This is a genomic window from Natrinema salsiterrestre (assembly GCF_029502005.1).
GTDB classification, from domain to species: domain Archaea; phylum Halobacteriota; class Halobacteria; order Halobacteriales; family Natrialbaceae; genus Natrinema; species Natrinema salsiterrestre.
On sequence record NZ_JAMQOT010000005.1, the window covers coordinates 361,477 to 382,182 of the forward strand.

Below are 20,706 nucleotides of genomic sequence, written 5' to 3' on the forward strand. Positions count from 1 at the left end.
CACGGCTCGATCGTTCGCCGATCAGAAACACAGTGCTTCTGGATTCACTCACCGGAGGAGACCGTGCTCGGCGAGGAACTCCTCGACGATATCGAGACAGAGGGACGGGCGATCTCGGAAGATCGTATGCCCCGCTCCGTCGACGGTGTGGACCCTCGTCTTTCCGTTCGCCCACTGGCGGTCCCGTTCGGGATCCGTGTAGGAGGCGACGGCGGGGTCGGGACGGAGGAGGAGCGTCGGACATGGCGGGTTCGGGAGCGCGAGGTCTAGCGGTTCGAATCCGCGCTTCGTAATCCCCAGCACGTGCGGTCGCACTTGTTTCCGAGCGGTGGCCAGTACGTCGGCGAAGCGGGGGTGTTGCGGTTCGAACCGCTCGCGCAACGATGCGTGCGTCGCGGTACTCCACCGCTCGAGCTGGTCGCGCTTGTTCGACAGGTGATCCCCGCCGAGCGCCGCGAAGAGCTGTGCGGGATGGTCCTCCAGAACGATCGCTCGAGGCTGCAGGTCTGCCCGCCGGGCGACACGAGCGACCGAATCCGCTCCGAGCGAGTGCCCGTACAGAACGGGATCTACGATGTCCAGTGTTTCACAGAGTTCACCGAGATCGTTCGCCATCGTTTCCGCATCGTACCCCGCGTCCGGGGCTTCGCTCAACCCGTGACCGCGGGCGTCGTAGAGTATCACGTCGTGGTCGTCGACGAACCGTGCCGCGAGCGGGGAGAGGCACTGCCAGTTGTCCGTGAACCCGTGTGCGAGCAGCACGGTCGGTCCGTCGGTCGTCCCCGATCTCACGTACCGGTGTCGACACCCGTTGACCGTAACGTGGTCCGACGACCAGCTCGATTGCAAGTCCAATTCCGACGGCGGTGTGATCCGACTCATCTCAGCAGTCAATACCCGTTCTCCGTTCTCTCTCTCCCGACAGACTGCAGGCCGTTCGACGGTTCGTCCAGTACGGTCGATGCGATCCGGGACGGCGGTGCGGTATCATTTACATACATATGGCTGTAATATCGAGCGTGACGCTACTCGAGGTTGCGGTTCGTTCGGCCGTCTCGCATCGTTCATCCAGAAGACGTTCTATGTTCGGCTTATGACGGAGACATCGCCGGATTTCGGCGGCCGTTCGACGTCGGTCGGGTGCACATGTTCGACTAGTAAGGGGAGCGGTAACCGATTATAAATTCGCCCCCCTATATCGGGGTTTTAACTACTGATTCGATTCCCGATCGCCGTTGAGTTCGTCTCCGCCGTCGCCGACTCTATCGGTTCGACTGCATTCGTTGCCGAGATTGGAAGGTCACGGCCCGACCGATTTAGAATCATAAAATCTAGATAAGCTATTTACATGACGGTTTGGTACTACGGGTATGGCGTATAGTTACAGGCCACACCATTTCGAAGACTTCGAGCCGGGACAGGAGTTCCAGAGCGTCGGTCGGACGGTCACTGAGACCGATTTCGTGATGCATTCGGCGTTGAGCGGCGATTGGACGGAACTCCACACGAACGAAGAGTACGCGGCGGAGCAAGACTTCGACGAGCGCATCGCTCACGGACCGATGACGTTCGTCCAGGCGACGGGATTCGTGTATCGAACGGGCATCGTCGAACGGACCGCGTACGCGTTCCTCGGAATGAATTACATGGACCTGCCGGAACCGGTCCACATCGGCGACACGGTCTCGCTCGAGATCGTCGTCGACGAGAAGAAAGAGATCGGAGATCGCGACGACGTCGGTCTCGTCGTTCTCGACACGGAAATGACGAACCAGGACGGTACCGTCGTCTTCCGTGGTGATATGAAATTCCTGATTAAGACGAAGGAGTAGCCCGCGACGTTCGGCGGTTCGTTCGAAGCGAGCGGTCTCCCGTTCAGAAGCGGGAAAGGAGAGCCGAAGACCGCCGGATACTCCTCAGGAAAACGTCTCGAAGGGCTCCTGACAGCGCTCGCAGAAGTACATCGATCGACAGAGCGAGGGGCCCTTGGGATGGTCGCGGTTCGTTTCCGTCGATCCACAGTAAGGACAGCGGGCGTCGTCTTCCCCCGTCGTCGCCGTGCTTGGATCCTCCGTCGTCATACGCTGAGCCCGAAGTCTCGAAGCCTGTCTTTCCCCTCGTCGGTCACCATGGCCACGTTCCATTCCGGCGAATACCGGAGCGTGACGGTCGCTTCACTGATGCCGGCTACCGTTTCGGCCGCACACGCGACGTCGTTCAGCAGGATATCCCGAGCGGGACACCCCGTGTAGGTCAGCGTCATCTCGACGACGCAGCGATCGCCCTCGACGCTCACGTCGTAGATGAGACCGAGATCGACGATACTGACGGGCATCTCGGGATCTTCGACCTCGTACAGTGCCTTCCACACCTCGGCTTCGATTCCCGTTGCGTCCGCTCCGGTTTCCGGATACTCACTGGACGGGTCACCGTCACTGAATTCGGTGAAGGTGCAGGCCTCGGAATCCATCGGTACGTCCGTCGGCATTGTCACTCCTCCGTTGCGCGGAGCGTGGCGGGCGTTTCGAACTCGAGCTCGTGATACGTCGCCGTGAACTCGTCGTAGAGTTCGGTCCACGCATCGGTATGCGTTCCGTCGCGACCGCGTTCATCGGGTCGCTCCACCTCGTCGGGCTCGGGAACGGTCAGATCCAGCGACTCCAGAAACGGACTGACCGTTTCGAGCCACTGGGTACGCATCTCCGCGACCGGCTCCGTTCGGAAGCCGAATTCGACGATATCCTCCTCGCGCGGCCCCGGGTGGAACAGCGACAGCGCATAGGGGAACAGCTCGTCGAGCGCGTCCTGCACCCGACCACGCCCGTCGTCGTCCGCAGTCAATCGCTCCAGCCAGTTCACGGCGTGCTCCCGGTGGTAGTTCTCCTCCTCGAGGACCTTCCCGACGCGGTCCGCCAGCGGTGCGTAGCTCGTGTCAGCCACCGCCTCGAGGCGGATACGCTCCGCGACGTCGTAGAGATAGCCGCGGAGAACGGCGTCAGCCCAGTCACCGTCGCCGAAGGGACGCTCGACGAGTAGACTGTGGGTCCACTCGGTCGGATCTCGCTCCCAGAGACACTCCGGCTCCGTGTACCCGAGCCGTTTGAGGAGATCGTACCACAGTCGCGCGTGGCCGAACTCGTCCTGTGCGATGTTGGCGATCGCGAGGTCCGACTCGAGGGTCGGCGCGTAGATCTGCCACTCGGTCAGGCGCTCGGCGTGAACGAACTCGTCGTCCGCCAGGCGGAAGAGTAACGCTTCGAGCGCGACCTGCTGTTCGGCGGAGAGATCGGCTCGACCGATGCGTTCGGAGTTCGGAGTCCCACTCATGCTTCGTTCCCCTCGTCTCGGAGCGCCTCTCGGCGCTTCCGAGCGGCTTCGCGTTGTTCGGATTCGCTGTCAGCGACCTCCTCGGCGAAGGAGGCGTCGATCTCGTTGTACGTCATCGCCCACCGGTAGGACTTGTCAGTTCGACCGTCGAACGCGGCGTCCTCGGCGCTGACCTCACCAATCTCCTCCCGCGGTGTGACCCACAGGGAGTTCGTTTGCATTCGCCTGGCGTGCTGAATCCGGGCGAATAATTTGGCCATCTCACGATCCGGCGCGTGGACGTTACCGACGTGCTCGTGGTAGTCGCCCGGGGCCTCCTGTCTGAATACTTCCCAGATCATCGTTCTAATCGGCCGCCCGTGGGGTGGTTCCGGCACTGGACTCCCACGAGTCCAGCGATTTTCGGACCCAGTCGACCGCTTCCTGTCGTCGGCGTCGCGAACCGATCTGTTCGTGCGATCCCTCGTATTCGTTCCTCGAGATGGTCCGGAACTCGTCCCAGTCGAGATCGTCCTCGCGAACGGCCATCGTCCCGTCATCGCGCTCGTAAATACGCGGGTACTCCGGTATCTCTAACCCGTGTTTTTCGGCCTTCGGGATGTACATGTTCAGGAAGGAATTCCGGAGTTCGTCGTTCGTCACCGTTTTGAGACCGACGGCCCGGCCGAAGTCGTCATGAACGCTCTCGTCGTTCGTCGGTCCGAAGAACTGGAGGATGCGAGGCCACCATTCGTCGAACGTCTCCTGCGTGCGCTCCTGCGTGGCTTTCGACCCGTTCATCAGCTCGCGAAGGATCGATTCGCCGTGTTTGACGTGGAACCCCTCCTCGAAACAGATCTTATCCATCGCGTGTGCGTACGGCGTCCAGCTCGTCGATTTCAACGTTGCCTGCCGACGCATCGCACCGCCATCGACGAAGAAGTCGATCATCGGCGCCTCGTACCACGAATCGACGGGATAGTGAAAGCAGTTCAGGAACTTCCCGTCACCGTTCGCGAGTTCCTCGAGCATCTCCGCCCGGGTTTTCACACCTAACGTCTCAGCAGCTCTGTACAGCAGCTGTGCGTGGCCGATTTCGTCCTGTACTTTCGCCGTGTTCGCCAGTTTCCGATCCAGCGACGGTGCCTTTCGGGTGAACGTTTTGTCGAGGTAGCCGCCCATGACCTCGCTGTTCGCGTGAAACTGGATCATTCGGGTCGCCGCGGTGCGATATCGTTCCGGCATATCGTCCGCGGGACCGAACTCCCGCGGGCCCGCGCGTTTTCTGACCGTCTCGAGATCCATATCGGATGGTTCGTCGTATCGTTCCTTACCGATTTACCCGCCTATGTGGTGGATTTATATTTCGGTTTCGAATAGACGACGGTAATGATCAGTGACTGTCTGATCGTCGATTTCCGCATTACGGGCGATGACTGCCCGCTTTCGGAGGCGACGCGGCTGACGGGGACGGACGTCACTGCACAGCCGCCTCAGATCCGAGACGACGGGAACGTCCTCCTTCAGTTCAGCACGCCATCGGCGGACGACTTCGCCGACACGCTCGACCGCGATGACCGGATCCGCTACCTGCACCGATCGCAAACGGTCGACCGCGATAACTACCGCTGTCTCTCGAAACACCCCTGCGTTATCCATCAGCTCATCAGTGCCGGACTACTGGTCGACGCCATCGAATACCGCGACGGGGAAGCGCTGTTGACCGGAGCGGTCGTCGGCCGAGACGTACTGACGGGCGTCATGGAAACTGCGGGCGAAACCGTCGGGGTTCGACTGGAACGCATCTGCCGGCTTCACGAGGAGGACGACGAACCGGTTGCCAGTCGGTGGGATCTCACGCCCGCCCAAATCGAGAGCGTTCAGTGCGCCCTCGAGATGAATTACTTCAGCGTTCCCCGGGAGGCGACCGCGACCGACGTCGCCGACGAGATGGGCATCAGCAAGTCTGCGTTCCTCGAGCGGCTCCGACGAGCACAGGACTCTCTATTCACGGACCTCTTCAGCTGACTCAACAACCGAACCCGATCCTCGACCGACCGGGAGACGGTGCTGTATCGAGTGAGTTGGAGTCGGGCCGCGGAAAGCGGTCGGCGTATCCGGCGCATCGCCGGAATCAACCGTGACGTATCAGGTCCGACCGACCGGTCCGAATTCATGCGACCCTCCGAGTTGGAACGTTTCATCGGTCGGTCGTTACGGAGAACTCTCTCGGAGAGCACCCGAGGCGCTGACGTGTCGAACCGGTCTCGTTGTGAGTGATCCGCGACGAGAGTGATTTCGACGGGTGTCGACGCGACGACATCGGTCTCGTCGTGATCGGCATCAGCGACAGCTCCTCGGACGTGTCACGGAAAGCGTCGTTCGAAACGCCGACGCGCCGGTGATTCGCGTCCCGATGATCGAAGCAAAAAGCGTGTGATTGAATACCAATTGGCGGGACTTGGCACGGACCTCTATATAATGACCGGCTGTATGTCCGACCATGACGGCGTCAATGATCGGTGACGAACTCGAAGCCGAGCTGATTAGCGTCTGCCGGACGGCGATCGGTGATGGACTCCGAAGTATCACCTACTTCACCGCTGACGACTACGAGCAGCTGTACCTCCGTGACGACCTCGAGCGAGACGCCGATACGGAACGGTTCGTCGCGAACGAACGACTCGGGTTCACGTCCCAGCAGACGTACGGTGACTCCGAGCTCGGTGACTACGAATTCACGATCCGCTCCTTCGAGTGGGGGTACGTCACTCGGGTCATCGATGGAGAACACGGCGTTTACGTGACGACCGACTCACTCAACATGAACGAGTTCGACGAAGTGGCGACGGCCATCAGGACGGTACTGGACGACACCGCTCCGTGACAGAGAGTTGAAGGAGTACGGGGGACGCGTCCGGAATCCTCGCCGGACGGGCAGTGTGTTCGGGATATTGTCCGACCGACGGACGAGATCGAGATAGCGCTCGCGGTTCGCGCTGATATCCGTCGCAACAGCCCAGAACGGAGCCGATTCTACCGCGTGAGACGCAGCTATCGACGGTCGCCCGCCGACGCGGTGAAATTTCCGAGAAGATGATCGCCGAGGACGAGTACGATACCGGCACCGACGAGATTGAAAACGAGGTCGTAGAACGTGTCGGTCTTCCCGTAGGTGACGAGTACCGGCTCGAAGCCGATTCGGTTGGCCGTCGCGTGAATCGTGTACTCGACGAGTTCCCAGAGGATCCCGGCGCAGGCGACGACAGCAATGACCCGGGGGCGGGGATCGCGCCCGCGACGACGGGCCGCTGCGAAAGTCAGTCCGCCGAGAATCGTCGCCGAATGGGTGTGCGTCAGGTGGTCCCACCACCAGACGTCGTCGTACTGACCGAGCATGCCGACGGCGTGCGTGAGCATGGCGGTCTCGAGATAGACGCGCTGCCACGGTCGGAACTCCATGTCGTATCGCCGTTCGATAACGTCTGGAAGAGAGATCCCAACGAACCCGAGGATAGCGTTTACCGCAGCACCGGGATCCCGGCGGCGAACGCCGATGGCGAGCACCGTCACGAGTCCGTACCGGGTACCGCGTTCTATCTCTCGAACGATCGACGGTCGCATATCCCTCTATACAGGCGTCTGTCAGATAAAGATGGAGTATCGTCTGTCACGTCCACAGCCCTGCGGGTATCCGTTGAAGAGACGAACGAGCCGTCGGGCACGGAGGGCGACAGAATTCGGTCATCGTTCGAGGGTCTCCCGTGGATGTCGATACTTCTGACGGGATCGATCTCGGTCGTTCCCGAAACGGAATGGGACGACCTCGAGGAGATCCCGGACGGCGTGTGGCGGCCGGGCGTCTTCGAATCGGCGACGTGGAGACCGTCGACAGTCGCACCGAAAGCCCGGGCAAACTCGAGACCGCGTTTCGCCGCCCGTCTGGCTTCGTCACTCCCGTCGACCGAGAGCAGGATATGCTCGTACATCGTCCCGGGACTCGACGCGCACGACCTTCAGTACTAGTCGCTACTTCGAGGTCGTCTACTCGAGTCGCTCCCGTGTAAGCGGAACGGTTCTATGACACGGGAACTGAGGATGCTTTGATACGACGGGCCGACGAAATGCGGATCTAATGGACCCCCTCGAAATCGGCCTCCGGTTGATCGCCGGCATCGGCCTGATCCTCGCGAACGGCTTCTTCGTCGCGATCGAGTTCGCGCTCACGCGCGTCCGCCAGTACCCCGAGTCAGCGTTCGACGAACCGGGGCTTCGCCGCGCGTGGGAAATGACGGACGATCTCGAGATCTATCTCACCAGTTGCCAGGTCGGGATCAGCGCGACGAGCATTGCCGTCGGAATCATCGCCGAACCGGCCCTCGCGACGATCATCGGACCGATCTTCGCAGATACCGCGCTCGCATCTGCGGGGGCCGGCGCACTCCTCGCGTTCGTGATTATCAACCTCCTCCACCTCACGCACGGCGAACAGACGCCGACCTACCTCGGCGTCGAGCGAACGAAGTTCGTCGCCAGATACGGCGCGACGCCGCTGTACTGGTTCGCGTGGCTGCTCTCGCCCGTGATCTGGTTCGGCGACGCCGTCGCGAAGTGGACGCTCCGACAGTTCGGAATCGAGATGACCGGCGCGTGGCTCGAGACCGAAACGGAGATCATCGAGACGCGGGCCGACCTCCGGAATCGGCTGACGTCCGTCCTCGAGCAGGGCGACCTCCCGACCGACCGGCGAGAAGAGATCATCAACGCGCTTACCGTCGGCGAACGACCGATCGAAGACGCGATGACCGATATCGAGGATGCCGTCTTTCTCTCGACGAACGCGTCAGTCGACGAAAACCTCGAGCGTATCGGCTCGACTCCCCACACTCGATTTCCACTGATCGAGGGGACGCCCGCCGAGTTCGTCGGCATCGTCTACGTTCCAACGGTCGTCGACCGAATCGACGAGCTTCGTGGCGGAGACGTGACGTTCGAGGATCTCGCGACCCCACCGAACACGCTCCCTGCAGACACGCTGATTAGCGACGCGATCGACGAGCTTCAGGCGGCTCACCAGGAACTCGCACTCGTTGCGGACGACGGCGAGATCGTCGGATTGCTCACGGCCACGGACGCCCTCGAGGAGTTGGTCGGTGCGTTCGAGGATCCACTCGACACGGTGGACTTCGTCCCGGATCGGTCCTGACGAACACCAGTCTCCCGGGCGGTGTACATCGAACTCGAGGGAGAGTTCCACCAGCTGCCGAACCGTCGCTGCCCGTTTCGTCCCCGGACGAGGACAGGACCGCACTCAGGCGGTCCGACGAAATTCGGAATTCGCTCTCGGTTCCGATTCCGTCGATGGCAGCGAGCCGTCGATCGCTGCGCTCGAGTGCTCGCGAGATCGCGTTCGACCACGGATCGACCGTTCAGAGGCGACTCGATTTCCCCACCAACGGACCGAGTCTCACTCGGTGCGAGACGGCCGGTATCGACTTCCGCGAGCGAGATGGAAGAGATGTCTTTACGGATAGTCTAGATAGTCGATTAGCGGATAGTAACTTCGTGGACGGCATCGTCCGGGATAGCCTCGAGGCCCGGACGGTCGACGCTACGGAGAACCAGTATATCGCCGGGAGAACATCGTTGAAGGGGAACGAAACGCACCGATCGCTGCCAGACGTGTATACCAGCGTATGAGAAGGCGCCTGTCCGCGTTACAGTGCCCAGAGTAGCCGGTACCAGCATATACGCGGTTCCGTAGCCTCGTGTCAGCGGTTGCTGAATTCGGGCGTTCAAAACAATTTTGAACTGGTAGGTGATCTAAACCATATTATAAATTATATATCTAACAGGGGGTCGGCTTCCGTGTTTTTCGTACCGGAATCGGAACTCGTGATGGCGGAGTGTAGCGTCGAACCGTGGAGCCGAATCGACGACAAACGCCGTCTCTACGTTGTCGCATTTCTCCTCGAGTTCACAGGTAGATTTCAGACGGTGCGGTTGTGCGTACTCGATGACGGCTTGAATCGAGCGATCCGTTCGTATTGGTATCGGAAACGGCGGACGACCAGTGCCATCCGTCGTCGAGTTAGATCACCGCTCATCGACCGTAACGCGATCCGATCGGTTCCCAGTTGTCGGCGGCGAATCGATCCTTTCTATCGAATTTCTAGTAGCGATTCTACTCGCAGGGAGTCAGATCTATACAACGTAAATATAGTATGCGAAACTCGTCCTTCCGAGACAGGAGTGTGGTTGCGCAACCGAATCGGCTCGCACAGTGTCGCCTCGTACCTCACACCAGCTAGCTCGATACCCGACCGGCGTCGATGAGGCGAAGTCGCTCCGACAGACACGCCGAAAATTCCGAGCCGTCCGTTTCGGATTTGTATACCGGACTGGGATCGGACGGGCCGTTACTCGAGCAAGCCGAGGTCCCCGAGGCGTTCGACGATCACGTCGACGGCCCGTTCGGCGTCTTCGACCTTCTTTCCGCCGGTGATCACCAGTTTCCCGGAGCCGAAGAGGAGGGCAACGACTTCGGGGTCGTCGAGCCGATACACCAGTCCGGGGAACTGCTCCGGTTCGTATTCGATGTTCTCGAGTCCGAGCCCGATCGCGATCGCGTTCAGGTTGAGGTCGTGGCTGAGATCGGCACTGCTGACGATGTTTTGGACGATGATCTCCGGATCGTCCTCGACCTGAATGTGGAGGTCGCGAAGTTCATCGAAAACGAGATCCAAACTCTCGTGGACCGCTTCAGTGCTTTTCGCGCCGGTACAGACGATCTTCCCCGATCGGAAAATCAGCGCCGCGGATTTGGGATTTTGGGTCCGGTAGACGAGGCCGGGGAACTGTTCGGGGTCGTAGTCGGCCCCCTCGAGGTCCATCGCGACGCTCTGGAGATCGAGTTCCTGGCCGATACCAGTCGACGCGACGACGTTCTCGATGGAGATAGATTCCTTCGGGTCAGGCATAAGTCACTAAAAGAGATGCATTTAAGACTTATAAACCTCCGGTCCCGCCCCCTTCTCCGATCGGCGTCGCGAGACACCGGCTACCGTTATGGAGAAAGTATATCCGCCGCAAGCCCTTCGTATTCGTTACTTGACAGTGTTCTATGAATAACGATATGAACGACGACCCTCCCGACGACGCTCCGGGCGCTGCTCCCGACGAGGAGGCTGACGACCTCGAGACCGTCGACGATCTCGGTAGCGACGTCGAGGTCGATTCGGACCTCGAAATCGACGAGGAGATCGCCGAAGACGACCTCCTCGGCGGCCTCGTGATCGACTCCACCGAGGAGATCGAGGTTCCGGAACGGCTCGTCGATCAGGTCATCGGTCAGGAAGAAGCGCGCGAGATCATCATCAAGGCGGCCAAGCAGCGCCGCCACGTCATGATGATCGGCTCGCCGGGGACCGGGAAGTCGATGCTGGCGAAGGCGATGAGTCAGCTGCTACCCCAGGAGGATCTGCAGGACGTCCTGGTCTATCCCAACCCGGACGACGACAACGAACCGAAGGTCCGGACCGTTCCCGCCGGCAAGGGCGATCAGATCGTCGACGCTCACAAGGAGGAAGCCAACAAGCGTAACCGGATGCGCTCGATCGTGATGTGGGTCGCCATCGCGGCGATCCTCGCCTATACGATTCTGTCGGGGGCCTCGCTTTTGCTGGGACTCCTCGCAGCGGGTGTCATCTGGTTCATCTTCCGGACGCTGGGACGGGGTTCGGACGCGATGGTACCGAACTTGCTGGTCAACAACGGCGATCAGCGCGTCGCCCCCTTCGAGGACGCGACCGGTGCCCACGCCGGTGCGCTGCTGGGCGACGTCCGTCACGACCCCTTCCAGTCCGGCGGCATGGGGACGCCCAGCCACGAACGGGTCGAACCCGGTTCGATTCATCAGTCCAACAAAGGGGTGCTGTTCCTCGACGAAATCAACACGCTCGATATCCAGACCCAGCAGAAGCTGATGACGGCCATTCAGGAGGGCGAATTCTCGATCACGGGCCAGTCCGAGCGCTCCTCGGGCGCGATGGTCCAGACCGAGCCCGTCCCCTGTGACTTCATCATGGTCGCCGCCGGGAACCTCGACGCCATGGAGAACATGCACCCCGCGCTCCGCAACCGGATCAAGGGGTACGGGTACGAAGTCTACATGGAGGATACCATCGATGACACCCCCGAGATGCGGCGCAAGTACGCCCGCTTCGTCGCCCAGGAGGTCGAACGCGACGGTCGTCTGCCCCACTTCACCGACGACGCCCTCGAGGAACTCATCCTCGAGGCCAAGCGCCGGTCGGGCCGGAAGAACCACCTCACGCTGCACTTCCGTACGCTCGGCGGGCTGGTCCGGGTTGCGGGCGACATCGCCCGCGCCGAGGACCGGGAATTCACGACCCGCGACGACGTTCTGCGGGCCAAAGATCGCTCGCGCTCGATCGAGCAACAGCTCGCCGACGACTACATCGAGCGCCGCAAGGACTACGAACTGCAGGTCAACGAGGGCGGCGTCGAGGGTCACGTCAACGGCCTCGCCGTCATGGGCGAGGACTCGGGCATCATGCTTCCCGTGATGGCCGAAATCGCGCCCACACAGGCCGGCGGGCAGGTGATCGCCACCGGCCAGCTCAAGGAGATGGCCGAGGAGTCCGTCCAGAACGTCTCCGCGATCATCAAGAAGTTCTCCGACGTCGATCTCTCGGAGAAGGACGTCCACATCCAGTTCGTCCAGGCCGGCGAAGGCGGTGTCGACGGCGACTCCGCCTCCATCACGGTGGCGACCGCCGTCATCAGCGCACTGGAGAACATCCCGATCGACCAGTCGGTCGCGATGACCGGGTCGCTGTCGGTGCGCGGTGACGTGCTTCCGGTCGGTGGGGTCACCCACAAGATCGAAGCCGCCGCGAAGGCCGGCTGTACGAAGGTCATCATCCCCGAGGCGAACGAACAGGACGTGATGATCGAAGAGGAGTACGAGGAGATGATCGAGATCATCCCCTGTGCGAACATCAGCGAAGTCTTAGACGTCGCCCTGATGGGCGAACCGAAGAAGGACTCGCTGGTCGACCGGCTCAAGTCGATCACCGGGACGACGTTCGATCAGAGCACCGTCGGCTCCGCCGGCGGTTCGAACCCGAGCATCCAGTAGCGGACTCGATCACAGGATCGATCCGTTCGCAGTCCTCAGGAGAGAGGTCGTACTGGTCGACCCACCCTGCAAACTGCGTCACTCGATATCGGAATCGATCGTCACGCTGGTGGGGGGAATTATCGGAGCAGATACCCGCATAGGAGCAGTCAGTCACCCGGCTGCAGGTAGGTCTGCAGGTCAGTCGTCGTACTGTAGACGTTTCCGTGGACGCGGACTTCGTCCCGTCCGAGCGGCCGGTCTCCTGCGGGCGCCTTCCTCGTCGATCGGGTGAGCTGCCAGAGCGGCCGGATATTGCAGAGCGCGAATCCGACGACGATGAGCGCGAACCCGGCGACGGTCGCCGCGGTGATTTCCTCACCGAGGAGCGTCGCACCGAAGATCGTCGCGACGACGGGTGAGGCGTAGTTGATGAGGCTGACGTTCGTTGCGCCGATTCGGGTCAGTAAGGTGAAGTAGAGGAGGAATCCGCCGGCCGTAGCGAAGACGCCGAGGTAGACGAGTGCGGCGACCGCTGACGGCGTCCACGTCACCTGCAGAAGCGACGCGCCCGAATAGACGGCGGCCGTGGCGTGGAGGAATACGGCACCGGTAATCATCGACCACGCGTGAAGGGACGTCGTGGGGAGGACTCCGGTCCAGCGTTCCGTGAGGACGGACCCGAGCGCGAAGACGACCGCGGAGGCGAGGATGAGTGCGACGCCGATGAGCTGCCCGTCGAAGGATCCGCCGGCGGTCGCGATGGCGATTACGCCGGCCAACCCCGTGCACAGTCCGATGACGTCCGTCCCGTAGACGCGTTCCGTTGCGAGGAGTCGGATAGCGATGACGGGAGTGATGATCGGAGTGAAACTGAGGACGATCGCGGCGACGCCGCTCGTGACGTGACTCTGGCCGAGGAAGGAGAACGCGAAGTGGGCTCCGATAACGAGAATCCCGTTCGAGAGGATGAGAGCGACGTCTGCTTTCGTCCGGGGGAGCCACTCGGTACGGCTGCGGAGGACAGCCCCGATGAAGATGACCGCAGCGATGTCTAATCGGGCCGCTGCGAAGAGGAGCGGGGGAAGGGTTTCGAGTCCGATTTCGATCGCCGTGAACGCCGTGCCCCAGACGAACGCGAGCGCACCGAACAACAGCACGTCTTCTGTATTCGTCATGTTATCATTGCATAATATGTGATGGGTTCGAAGTCGATGGAGTGACTATACGGGCCTTAACTAAACGATTTGCGAGGAGTGTGATAACACGGTTCAACGGAGATAGAGCCGTGTGAGTCAGTCAACAGACATGGGGTCCGGAAGAGAGCGAGACCGCTCGATGACTGCCTCGTGATCGGCGCCCCTCGAGAACGTACCACTCGGGTCGCCCTGAGACACATCTTTCGGACTCTACAGTCACCGTACGATCGTGGCCGGATGCGCCACGGTGCTGGTGTCCGCTCAGCCGGAGCCGTGACACTGGTCGAGAGCCGCCGTTGCTTCGTCGCATCACCGAGGAGACACTGTGTGCAGCGGTCGACATCGTCGCGGCCGATGACGGAGTCCGTCACTGTCTCCCGGCTGCTCGGGCCCGGGGCAGTCACGTTCGGGTAACCGACTAACCGAGACGTTAGATTACCGCTTATACCGTTGCAGACTAACGTTCTATCCGGAGGCACCCCCGTACACGCTCCGTACTCGAGTCGATCGCGACCCGACGACTGCACCGCCCGCGTTCCCCGGTCGTCACCGCTCTGGGACATATCATCGCGATTCGATGCCGCGGGACGCGCTCGAGCGGGTCGCAGCTACCGAGACACACCGCGACGGTGCCTCCACTTTCTGTCGAACGGACGGCGTCGATATGCGATTCGCAGGGACCCCGCGGAATCGCTATTTCGCGGGTCCCCCGCCACGCCTCGAGCGGATCGTCGGCGTTCACCGGCCGCGACGGAACTCCGCGGCCCGTTGCTCGCCCAGTTCCATCAGCTCCCGAACGAACGACGGACTTCGGTCGACCTTCGTCGAGGTGTGATACTCCGTCCCCATCGCGATCCGGTGAATCTCCGTCCTCGAAAAATCGCTCTCGGGGAGGTGTCCCTCATCGATCCACTTGTTAACGCGTTCGATCACGCCCAGTTCCTGGTTCAGCGAAATGTTCCCCGACAGTTCGTTTCGCCGATCGGCGATCTCCGCGAGAGTCGTGGGTTCGCCCTCCCGCTCCTGAGAATTGATTTGAATGACCCACAGCTCCTCGGGCTTTCGATCGGCGTCGACGGTCATCAGGTCGTCGATCGGCGGGTTCTGCGAGAACAGGCCGTCCCAGTGATAATGGCCGTTGATCTCGACGGCCTCGAACAGCGCCGGCACGGCCGCGGACGCGAGGATCGCCTTCGGTGTCACGTCCTCGTTGGTGAACGTCTCGAAGACGCCGGCGTTGATATTGACCGTCCCGACGACGAGTTCGGGCGTCTCCCGGCCGCACAGATCCGAAACGGCGTCGAAATCGACGTGTCGCTCGAGCGTCTCGCGGAGCTCGTCTTTGCCGATTTCCTGGCCGGGAATCTGGTACGGGCTGAGCTCGAGCAACGGAACCCCGGCGCTCTCGAGGCGGGACAGTCCGACGAGAACGTTGTTCAGAAACCGGTCGGAGAGGTCGGACGCCGACAGGTCCTCCCAGATGGCGTCGAGGAGTTCGATCGCTCTGTCCTCGTCGGCCGTGACCAGCCCGTACCACGCCGCGAGCGCGTTGAACGCGCCGCCGGAGGTCCCGCTGATGCCGACCAGTTCGTATTCGTCGTCCCACTCGCGGAGGAGCCCTTTCAAAACGCCGGCCGTGAACGCCGTGTGACTCCCACCGCCCTGGCAGGCGATCGCCACTCTCGTGGGATCGCCGTCGCCGTCTGTCACGGTATCGCTCATGTATCGTGGTGTCGTCGCCGTCGCAGGATAAGTCACGGCGGTCTCGGTCGGCTGGAGCGCTGGTTGGGGTCGACCGAGTCGTGAGACTCGGTAACGGCGAGCGCGCTCCGGGCGGGCCTGCGTTTGCGGGTACCGTTACCAAACGGATGCTCGATAAACGTTGTCCGGGTGACGTAATGAAGCGAGACGTTCTCGAACGGACCGATCCGTCGTGGTCGAACGGATCGCGGGACCGATGGTCGCCGCCGGGTCGACGACCCTGGCGTCGACGAACCGATCAGCCACACGCGTCGGAGGTGAGTATCCCGTGTCCACGGAACAACGGGATGTGACGGACCGAGAGCCGTTTGACAGTCAGGATTCGGAGCCCTCGAGACGGCCGCTCGAGCGGGGCGGCCGGATCGCCGCGGTGACCGTTGGCGGAACGATCGCGGCGCTCGGACTCAGGCGGCGGTCGCTCGGCGGTGCGATAGCGGCGCTCGCCGGCGGCTGGCTGCTCTATCGGGGACTCGTCGGCGGGCGCTCCGAGGACGAACCGGTCGATACGGACGCGGCCAGCGGGGGCGGTCGACCGGACGCAGCGGACGCGTCCGGCGCGGTGGAGACGACCCGCTCGGTCACGATCGGCGCGTCGCCGGACGAGGTATACGAGCGCTGGCGTGACCCGGAGACGATGTCGCGCCTCTACGGCGGCCTCCTCGACGTGACGGCTCGAGACGAGGACCGCTGGAACTGGACCGCGAGCGGGCCGCTCGGGGCGACCGTCTCGTGGGACACGCAGGTCGTCGACGACAGTCCCGGCGAGCGCCTGCGCTGGGAATCCCACGAGAACGCGCCCGTCTCCAACGAGGGGCAGGTCAGTTTCCGAGAGGCACCGGGCGACCGCGGGACGAAACTGACGTTTCGGTTCCGGTTCGAGCCACCGGGGGGCTCCGTCGGCACCGCGGTGACGAAGCGCCTCGAGATCGTCCCCGAGTCGCTCGCGGCCGTCGTGCTCGATCGCTTCAAGAGCCTCGTCGAGACGGGCGAAATGCCGACACTCGAGCGGAACCCCTCCGCCCGCGGCGCGGGTGATCTGCTGTGAGAGCGCTCTGCTGGCACGGCGAGGAGGACGTCCGCGTCGACGAGGTACCCGACCCCCAGATCGTCAACCCCCACGACGCCATCGTCGAGATCACCGCCACGGCCATCTGCGGCTCGGACCTCCACCTGTACGACGGCTACGTCCCGACGATGCGCGAGGGCGACGTGCTGGGTCACGAGCCGATGGGAGAGGTCGTCGAGGTCGGAAACGCCGTGGAGACCCTCGAGGCGGGCGACCGCGTGGTCGTCCCCTTCACGATCAGCTGTGGCTCGTGTTGGTTCTGCGAGGAGGAGCTGTACTCGCTGTGTGACAACTCGAATCCGAACGCCGAGATTGCCCGCGAAGTGATGGGGCAGTCGCCGGCCGGGCTGTTCGGCTACTCACACATGCTGGGCGGTTACGCCGGCGGACAGGCGGAGTACCTGCGAGTCCCCTTCGCAGACGTCGGCCCGCTGAAAGTCGAGTCGGACCTGCCCGACGAACAGGTGCTGCTCCTCTCGGACGTCTTCCCGACGGGGTACATGGCCGCCGAGAACGCCGAGATCGAAGGAGACGATACGGTCGCAGTCTGGGGTTGCGGTCCGGTCGGCCAGTTCGCGATCCAGAGCGCCTGGATGCTCGGCGCCGGCCGCGTCGTCGCGATCGACCGCGTCCCCGAGCGCCTCGCGATGGCCCGCGAGCACGGGGACGCCGAGACGATCCACTTCGAGGAGGAGGACGTCTACGATCGCCTGATGGCCATGACCGGCGGCCGCGGCCCGGACCGCTGCATCGACGCGGTCGGGACCGAGGCCCACGGCACCGGCCTCATGGGCCTCACCGACAAGGCGAAACAGCAGGTAAACCTCGAGGCCGATCGGCCTCACGTCCTCCGCCAGGCGATCAAGTGCTGTCGGAAGGGCGGGACGCTCTCGGTCCCCGGCGTCTACGTCGGCCACGCGGACAACGTCCCGGTCGGGCCGCTGATGAACAAGGCGCTGACGGTCAACACGGGCCAGACCCACGTCCAGCGGTATCTCGATCCGCTGCTCGAGACGATCGAGGACGGCGACATCGACCCGTCGTTCGTCGTCACGCACCGGGAACCGCTGGAGCGGGGGCCCGAAATGTACGAGACGTTCCGCGACAAGGAGGACGGCTGCGTCAAGGTGGTACTCACTCCGTGAGCGTGACCGTCCGTGCCGATCGGTCTCGACCACCCGCCCCTGCTGAGGATGGCGGTCTGTTCGTCGTCGATGGGACTGACACTCGCTCTCGAGCGCGGTGGCAGGAACTCGCACGAGCTCGGCCAGAGCCATTCAACGTCGTCCGATCGATCGACTCTTTGACCCTCGGCAGTCCACTGGTCAGCCCCGGGTGCAATCGACGGGGAGTATGCACCGTCGCGATCGGGCGCCTGAAATACGGGTGGAGCGGTTTCCGCCGAGCGAGCGGTCCCGAAGAAATGAAAGCAATTAAACAACGTTCCGGAATCGCTCGAGCCGTCTCCGTCGAACCCAATAGACAGACGTCTACTACTCCGATTTCGACGGGAAAATTATTCGGATCGACATTCAATATTCCAGCCACTGCAGACACATATGTCGTGGACAGCGAGTGAATGATAACCCTTAATCGTGACCCGCAAATAGGGACATGTAGCGGGATGGGATAGCCAGGAGATTCCGGCGGGCTCATAACCCGCAGATCGGTAGTTCAAATCTACCTCCCGCTACTTTTCAGGGATTCAACGACGAACGACGAGCATGGCGAGGAGTGAGTGCTGAATCCCTGAAAATATGACGAATAGATTTGAATCAGGGAGCAGCTTTGCTGTGACCGTAGTTCAAATCTACCTCCCGCTACTTTTCGACGCGAACAATACCGAGAAGCGAAGCGACGAGTGTCGTGAGCGTCGAAAGTAGGAGAAGGGAGATTCGAGACAGACGGCACCCGTACGCAGTGAAGATGACGGTGTGGTTCAAATTCCCCTTCCGCTGCGTTTCAGATATTCAACAACGACCGACGAGTACGGCGAGGAGTGATTGCTGACTGAGCCCGTCGGTTCGATGAGACCCATCATCCCTCAATTACCTCCCCCTCATTCTCCGATACACAGTGGTTTATCAGGGTTGGTATCGTTCCACACACCGATGCTAGAATTGTATCAGTTTGAGGGATGTCCCCACTGCAAAAAGGTTCGAGAGAAACTCTCTGAGCTCGGAATATCGTACGTGAATCACAACCCGCGTCTCGGGAAGTCCCACGACCAGAAAGTAACCAATCAGCAGACGCACGAGGAATTGGTGGAGGTAGGGGGGATGGATCAGGTCCCCTATCTCGTCGACACGCAACGTGAAACGTCCCTCTACGAAAGTGACGATATCGTCGAGCACCTCGAGACCTATTACGGGTAAGCAAAATCGCTCAGTAGAATTTTCTATAGATAGCGCCGGGAACACCGCTCGAGGGCGGAAAATACACCGAGCCCGTGAAGCTCCGAACGTTCCCGCCCTATCCGCCGCTGCGGTCGCACGAGGACGTCGACGCGGTCATCGAGGAGAGTTTGCAGCGCTAGGCGTCGAGGTCCTCATCGACGAGGAGATTCGATCGAAGTTGATCTACGGCGAGTACAAAGAGGTCGGTACAACCGACGGTGACGACGAAGGTGACGTGGAGGCGGACGCCAAGAGCGCCTCGATGGATCGTAACGGCAGGGGAAAGAGCGAGAAGGGCACCAGAGGTGGTGAAAAAAGCGACAAGAGAGAAAATACCGGGGAACAAATCGATCTGAGCGGTCGGAATCGACAGAAACCAACCGTTGTCTGTGAACTTAGTTCCGTCCGATGAAAGAGTGGGGTCGGAGGGATTTGAACCCCCGATCTACTGATATCTCCGGTGCGCCTCGGAACTCCAGAGGGTCATCACACGGACACTGATCAGGTGTCCGATCAGTATATCAGTCTGGAGTGTCGTCCCGGGCGCCGTAGCCTCTGGAGTCAGCCGCCATGCCTGGCTTGGCCACGACCCCTCGAGTCTCCGTTGGGGGATCGAACCTAAAGTGGTTTCGATTCAGAATCGCCCTACAGCCACGGGGCCCGCCCCGCGGTGTCCGTCCCGTCGTCAGCCGGATACGGATCGGGTTCCTCCCCGTGATCCGGAGTCACCGGCTCGCTCGAGGCCTCGGCATCGCCGCCGTCGGCCACCGCACCCATCTGTGCTGCCGCAGTGTCACGGCCGGGATTCGGGTCGGAGCTCGAGTCGCCGTCGGAATCGCGAAACGGGATGTCGACGGCGAAGAGGGCGGCGACGATCAGGGCGGCGAGCGGGGCCTGCCCGAAGGCCATCCAGAGCAGCGATAACGGGAGCAGACCGAGCGCGACGGCGCTTCCGAAGCGGAACCGGTCGATATCCATGTATTCCCGCAGGTACGGGCCGGTGAGGGCGATCGCGAGCGCAAAGCCGACCCCGACGGCGGCCGCCAGCGTCCCGTGGGCGACGAGGACGGGATCGGTCGTCACCGAGAACGTCGCCCCGGTGGGATCGATACTCGCGACCAACCCCAGCCCGATGATCACGACGGGGTTGGGGAGGTAGTCGCCGATCGTCGCGCTGGCGGTCTTGGCCGCGATCGCGAGGATGACCAGCGCCGCGAACCGCTCGAAGATGACGATATCGAGCACGCTTTCGATCGCCGGCGCGAGGGCGGCCTGGACTGCCGCGAGTAGTATGAGCGGGATCCCGACGAGCAAGACGACTTTCGCTTGCTCGCGGGGCGTTCCATCCATCTCCGCCAGGATGACGGCGACCGTCGCGCTCCCGCCGAAGATCAGGAGTCCCACCTGAATCGCCCCCAGCGGCTCGTCGAGCGCCCCCGCCAGAATGAGCGCGGGGAAGACGCCGTCGACTAACGGTAGCATCATCACCAGCGCCAGGAGTCTGGCGTCACCCCCGACGATACGCTCCATCTGGAGCGCGACCGGGTGTTGTGACGTACTCATCGGTCAGGGTCGATGGCCGTGACCCGAGGCCGGTGGGCGATAGGACGGACGGTCCCGTACCAACTGGTCTGCACACCAGTCGATCGCGTTCCACTTGGGGCCTCGTGCTGTGAGATTCGGTGTAAAATTCCCGAAGGTGGCGACGAAGTCGGAACTCGTCCGGCCAGCGGTTCGGGGCTCGGCTGCACTCACAGCGAACATACCCGATCAAACGGGAGGATTGTCAATAAACGTTGCGTGAGATAGGGTTTCACGACTCGACGTGTTTCGGGG

At 62.0% G+C, this 20,706-nt stretch carries 21 protein-coding genes and 2 tRNA genes; 10 read left to right on the top strand and 13 right to left on the bottom strand.

Annotation, left to right across the window (positions count from 1 at the left end):
- Positions 1-48: 48 nt before the first annotated feature.
- Positions 49-792, bottom strand: coding sequence for an alpha/beta fold hydrolase (locus NDI89_RS16015; RefSeq protein ID WP_277522865.1), 744 nt, complete (start codon positions 790-792; stop codon positions 49-51).
- A 578-nt stretch (positions 793-1,370) separates the two neighbouring features.
- On the opposite strand from NDI89_RS16015, the gene NDI89_RS16020 reads away from it, so the two are divergent.
- Positions 1,371-1,832 carry a MaoC/PaaZ C-terminal domain-containing protein gene (locus tag NDI89_RS16020; RefSeq protein WP_277522866.1) on the top strand — a complete coding sequence of 154 codons (462 nt, stop codon included), beginning with the start codon at positions 1,371-1,373 and terminating at the stop codon, positions 1,830-1,832.
- Positions 1,833-1,916: 84 nt separating this feature from the next.
- On the opposite strand, the gene paaE is transcribed toward NDI89_RS16020, so the two are convergent.
- Genes paaE through NDI89_RS16045 form a run of 5 tightly spaced genes read right to left on the bottom strand, consistent with a single transcriptional unit; the run spans position 1,917 to position 4,611 of the window.
- Positions 1,917-2,081 (bottom strand): 1,2-phenylacetyl-CoA epoxidase subunit PaaE, encoded by a 165-nt coding sequence (gene paaE / locus NDI89_RS16025; protein WP_277522867.1) that lies wholly within the window; start codon positions 2,079-2,081, stop codon positions 1,917-1,919.
- Positions 2,078-2,488, bottom strand: a complete 411-nt coding sequence (paaD, locus tag NDI89_RS16030; protein WP_277522868.1) for a 1,2-phenylacetyl-CoA epoxidase subunit PaaD — start codon at positions 2,486-2,488, stop codon at positions 2,078-2,080. The genes paaE and paaD overlap by 4 nt, the downstream gene beginning before the upstream one ends.
- Positions 2,489-2,490: 2 nt before the next feature.
- Complete coding sequence (paaC, locus tag NDI89_RS16035) at positions 2,491-3,327, bottom strand: 1,2-phenylacetyl-CoA epoxidase subunit PaaC (RefSeq protein WP_277522869.1); 837 nt, start codon at positions 3,325-3,327, stop codon at positions 2,491-2,493.
- Positions 3,324-3,668: a 1,2-phenylacetyl-CoA epoxidase subunit PaaB gene (paaB, locus tag NDI89_RS16040; protein ID WP_277522870.1), complete on the bottom strand. Its 345-nt coding sequence runs from the start codon at positions 3,666-3,668 to the stop codon at positions 3,324-3,326. The genes paaC and paaB overlap by 4 nt, the downstream gene beginning before the upstream one ends.
- Positions 3,669-3,672: 4 nt before the next feature.
- Positions 3,673-4,611 (bottom strand): Phenylacetic acid catabolic protein, encoded by a 939-nt coding sequence (locus tag NDI89_RS16045; RefSeq protein WP_277522871.1) that lies wholly within the window; start codon positions 4,609-4,611, stop codon positions 3,673-3,675.
- Between the two features lie 84 nt (positions 4,612-4,695).
- Between NDI89_RS16045 and NDI89_RS16050 the strand changes: the two genes are divergently transcribed.
- The gene (locus NDI89_RS16050; RefSeq protein WP_277522872.1) at positions 4,696-5,334 is read left to right on the top strand and encodes a helix-turn-helix domain-containing protein; all 639 of its coding nucleotides are present in this window, start codon (positions 4,696-4,698) and stop codon (positions 5,332-5,334) included.
- 475 nt (positions 5,335-5,809) lie between these two features.
- The gene (locus NDI89_RS16055) at positions 5,810-6,193 is read left to right on the top strand and encodes a DUF7522 family protein (protein ID WP_277522873.1); all 384 of its coding nucleotides are present in this window, start codon (positions 5,810-5,812) and stop codon (positions 6,191-6,193) included.
- Between the two features lie 167 nt (positions 6,194-6,360).
- Here NDI89_RS16055 and NDI89_RS16060 read toward each other — a convergent pair whose 3' ends face one another.
- On the bottom strand, positions 6,361-6,930 hold the full coding sequence (locus NDI89_RS16060) for a DUF2238 domain-containing protein (RefSeq protein ID WP_277522874.1): 570 nt from the start codon (positions 6,928-6,930) through the stop codon (positions 6,361-6,363).
- Complete coding sequence (locus tag NDI89_RS24070; RefSeq protein WP_425607762.1) at positions 6,903-7,295, bottom strand: universal stress protein; 393 nt, start codon at positions 7,293-7,295, stop codon at positions 6,903-6,905. The genes NDI89_RS16060 and NDI89_RS24070 overlap by 28 nt, the downstream gene beginning before the upstream one ends.
- Positions 7,296-7,441: 146 nt before the next feature.
- On the opposite strand from NDI89_RS24070, the gene NDI89_RS16070 reads away from it, so the two are divergent.
- Entirely contained in the window at positions 7,442-8,512 is a 1,071-nt protein-coding gene (locus NDI89_RS16070) for a CNNM domain-containing protein (RefSeq protein WP_277522875.1), read from the top strand.
- A gap of 1,213 nt (positions 8,513-9,725) precedes the next feature.
- Here NDI89_RS16070 and NDI89_RS16075 read toward each other — a convergent pair.
- Positions 9,726-10,286, bottom strand: coding sequence for a TATA-box-binding protein (locus tag NDI89_RS16075; RefSeq protein WP_277522876.1), 561 nt, complete (start codon positions 10,284-10,286; stop codon positions 9,726-9,728).
- A 143-nt stretch (positions 10,287-10,429) separates the two neighbouring features.
- Here NDI89_RS16075 and lonB point away from each other — a divergent pair, with 143 nt between their 5' ends.
- Positions 10,430-12,469: an ATP-dependent protease LonB gene (lonB, locus tag NDI89_RS16080; protein WP_277522877.1), complete on the top strand. Its 2,040-nt coding sequence runs from the start codon at positions 10,430-10,432 to the stop codon at positions 12,467-12,469.
- 149 nt (positions 12,470-12,618) lie between these two features.
- Here lonB and NDI89_RS16085 read toward each other — a convergent pair whose 3' ends face one another.
- Together NDI89_RS16085 and NDI89_RS16090 are read right to left on the bottom strand one after the other, a co-directional pair.
- Entirely contained in the window at positions 12,619-13,626 is a 1,008-nt protein-coding gene (locus tag NDI89_RS16085; RefSeq protein WP_277522878.1) for a DMT family transporter, read from the bottom strand.
- A gap of 759 nt (positions 13,627-14,385) precedes the next feature.
- Complete coding sequence (locus NDI89_RS16090; RefSeq protein WP_277522879.1) at positions 14,386-15,369, bottom strand: patatin-like phospholipase family protein; 984 nt, start codon at positions 15,367-15,369, stop codon at positions 14,386-14,388.
- 307 nt (positions 15,370-15,676) lie between these two features.
- On the opposite strand from NDI89_RS16090, the gene NDI89_RS16095 reads away from it, so the two are divergent.
- The 5 genes from NDI89_RS16095 to NDI89_RS16115 all read left to right on the top strand — a co-directional run bounded on the left by NDI89_RS16095 (position 15,677) and on the right by NDI89_RS16115 (position 19,282).
- Complete coding sequence (locus NDI89_RS16095; RefSeq protein ID WP_277522880.1) at positions 15,677-16,453, top strand: SRPBCC family protein; 777 nt, start codon at positions 15,677-15,679, stop codon at positions 16,451-16,453.
- Complete coding sequence (locus NDI89_RS16100) at positions 16,450-17,619, top strand: zinc-dependent alcohol dehydrogenase (RefSeq protein WP_277522881.1); 1,170 nt, start codon at positions 16,450-16,452, stop codon at positions 17,617-17,619. Before NDI89_RS16095 ends, NDI89_RS16100 begins: the two co-directional genes overlap by 4 nt.
- 473 nt (positions 17,620-18,092) lie before the next feature.
- Positions 18,093-18,167 (top strand) — tRNA-Met (locus NDI89_RS16105).
- A 418-nt stretch (positions 18,168-18,585) separates the two neighbouring features.
- Positions 18,586-18,849, top strand: a complete 264-nt coding sequence (locus tag NDI89_RS16110) for a glutathione S-transferase N-terminal domain-containing protein (RefSeq protein ID WP_277522882.1) — start codon at positions 18,586-18,588, stop codon at positions 18,847-18,849.
- Between the two features lie 199 nt (positions 18,850-19,048).
- Positions 19,049-19,282, top strand: a complete 234-nt coding sequence (locus tag NDI89_RS16115) for a hypothetical protein (RefSeq protein ID WP_277522883.1) — start codon at positions 19,049-19,051, stop codon at positions 19,280-19,282.
- A 5-nt stretch (positions 19,283-19,287) separates the two neighbouring features.
- On the opposite strand, the gene NDI89_RS16120 is transcribed toward NDI89_RS16115, so the two are convergent.
- A tRNA-Trp gene (locus NDI89_RS16120) sits at positions 19,288-19,463 on the bottom strand.
- Between the two features lie 52 nt (positions 19,464-19,515).
- The gene (locus NDI89_RS16125) at positions 19,516-20,433 is read right to left on the bottom strand and encodes a DUF5794 domain-containing protein (RefSeq protein WP_277522884.1); all 918 of its coding nucleotides are present in this window, start codon (positions 20,431-20,433) and stop codon (positions 19,516-19,518) included.
- Positions 20,434-20,706 lie beyond the last annotated feature (273 nt).

Coding starts and splice junctions, on each gene's coding strand:
- NDI89_RS16020 (WP_277522866.1), top strand. CDS start 1,371: ATGGCGTATAGTTACAGGCCACACCATTTCGAAGACTTCGAGCCGGGA.
- paaE (WP_277522867.1), bottom strand. CDS start 2,081: ATGACGACGGAGGATCCAAGCACGGCGACGACGGGGGAAGACGACGCC.
- paaD (WP_277522868.1), bottom strand. CDS start 2,488: ATGCCGACGGACGTACCGATGGATTCCGAGGCCTGCACCTTCACCGAA.
- paaC (WP_277522869.1), bottom strand. CDS start 3,327: ATGAGTGGGACTCCGAACTCCGAACGCATCGGTCGAGCCGATCTCTCC.
- paaB (WP_277522870.1), bottom strand. CDS start 3,668: ATGATCTGGGAAGTATTCAGACAGGAGGCCCCGGGCGACTACCACGAG.
- NDI89_RS16045 (WP_277522871.1), bottom strand. CDS start 4,611: ATGGATCTCGAGACGGTCAGAAAACGCGCGGGCCCGCGGGAGTTCGGT.
- NDI89_RS16050 (WP_277522872.1), top strand. CDS start 4,696: ATGATCAGTGACTGTCTGATCGTCGATTTCCGCATTACGGGCGATGAC.
- NDI89_RS16055 (WP_277522873.1), top strand. CDS start 5,810: ATGACGGCGTCAATGATCGGTGACGAACTCGAAGCCGAGCTGATTAGC.
- NDI89_RS16060 (WP_277522874.1), bottom strand. CDS start 6,930: ATGCGACCGTCGATCGTTCGAGAGATAGAACGCGGTACCCGGTACGGA.
- NDI89_RS24070 (WP_425607762.1), bottom strand. CDS start 7,295: ATGTACGAGCATATCCTGCTCTCGGTCGACGGGAGTGACGAAGCCAGA.
- NDI89_RS16070 (WP_277522875.1), top strand. CDS start 7,442: ATGGACCCCCTCGAAATCGGCCTCCGGTTGATCGCCGGCATCGGCCTG.
- NDI89_RS16075 (WP_277522876.1), bottom strand. CDS start 10,286: ATGCCTGACCCGAAGGAATCTATCTCCATCGAGAACGTCGTCGCGTCG.
- lonB (WP_277522877.1), top strand. CDS start 10,430: ATGAATAACGATATGAACGACGACCCTCCCGACGACGCTCCGGGCGCT.
- NDI89_RS16085 (WP_277522878.1), bottom strand. CDS start 13,626: ATGACGAATACAGAAGACGTGCTGTTGTTCGGTGCGCTCGCGTTCGTC.
- NDI89_RS16090 (WP_277522879.1), bottom strand. CDS start 15,369: ATGAGCGATACCGTGACAGACGGCGACGGCGATCCCACGAGAGTGGCG.
- NDI89_RS16110 (WP_277522882.1), top strand. CDS start 18,586: ATGCTAGAATTGTATCAGTTTGAGGGATGTCCCCACTGCAAAAAGGTT.
- NDI89_RS16125 (WP_277522884.1), bottom strand. CDS start 20,433: ATGAGTACGTCACAACACCCGGTCGCGCTCCAGATGGAGCGTATCGTC.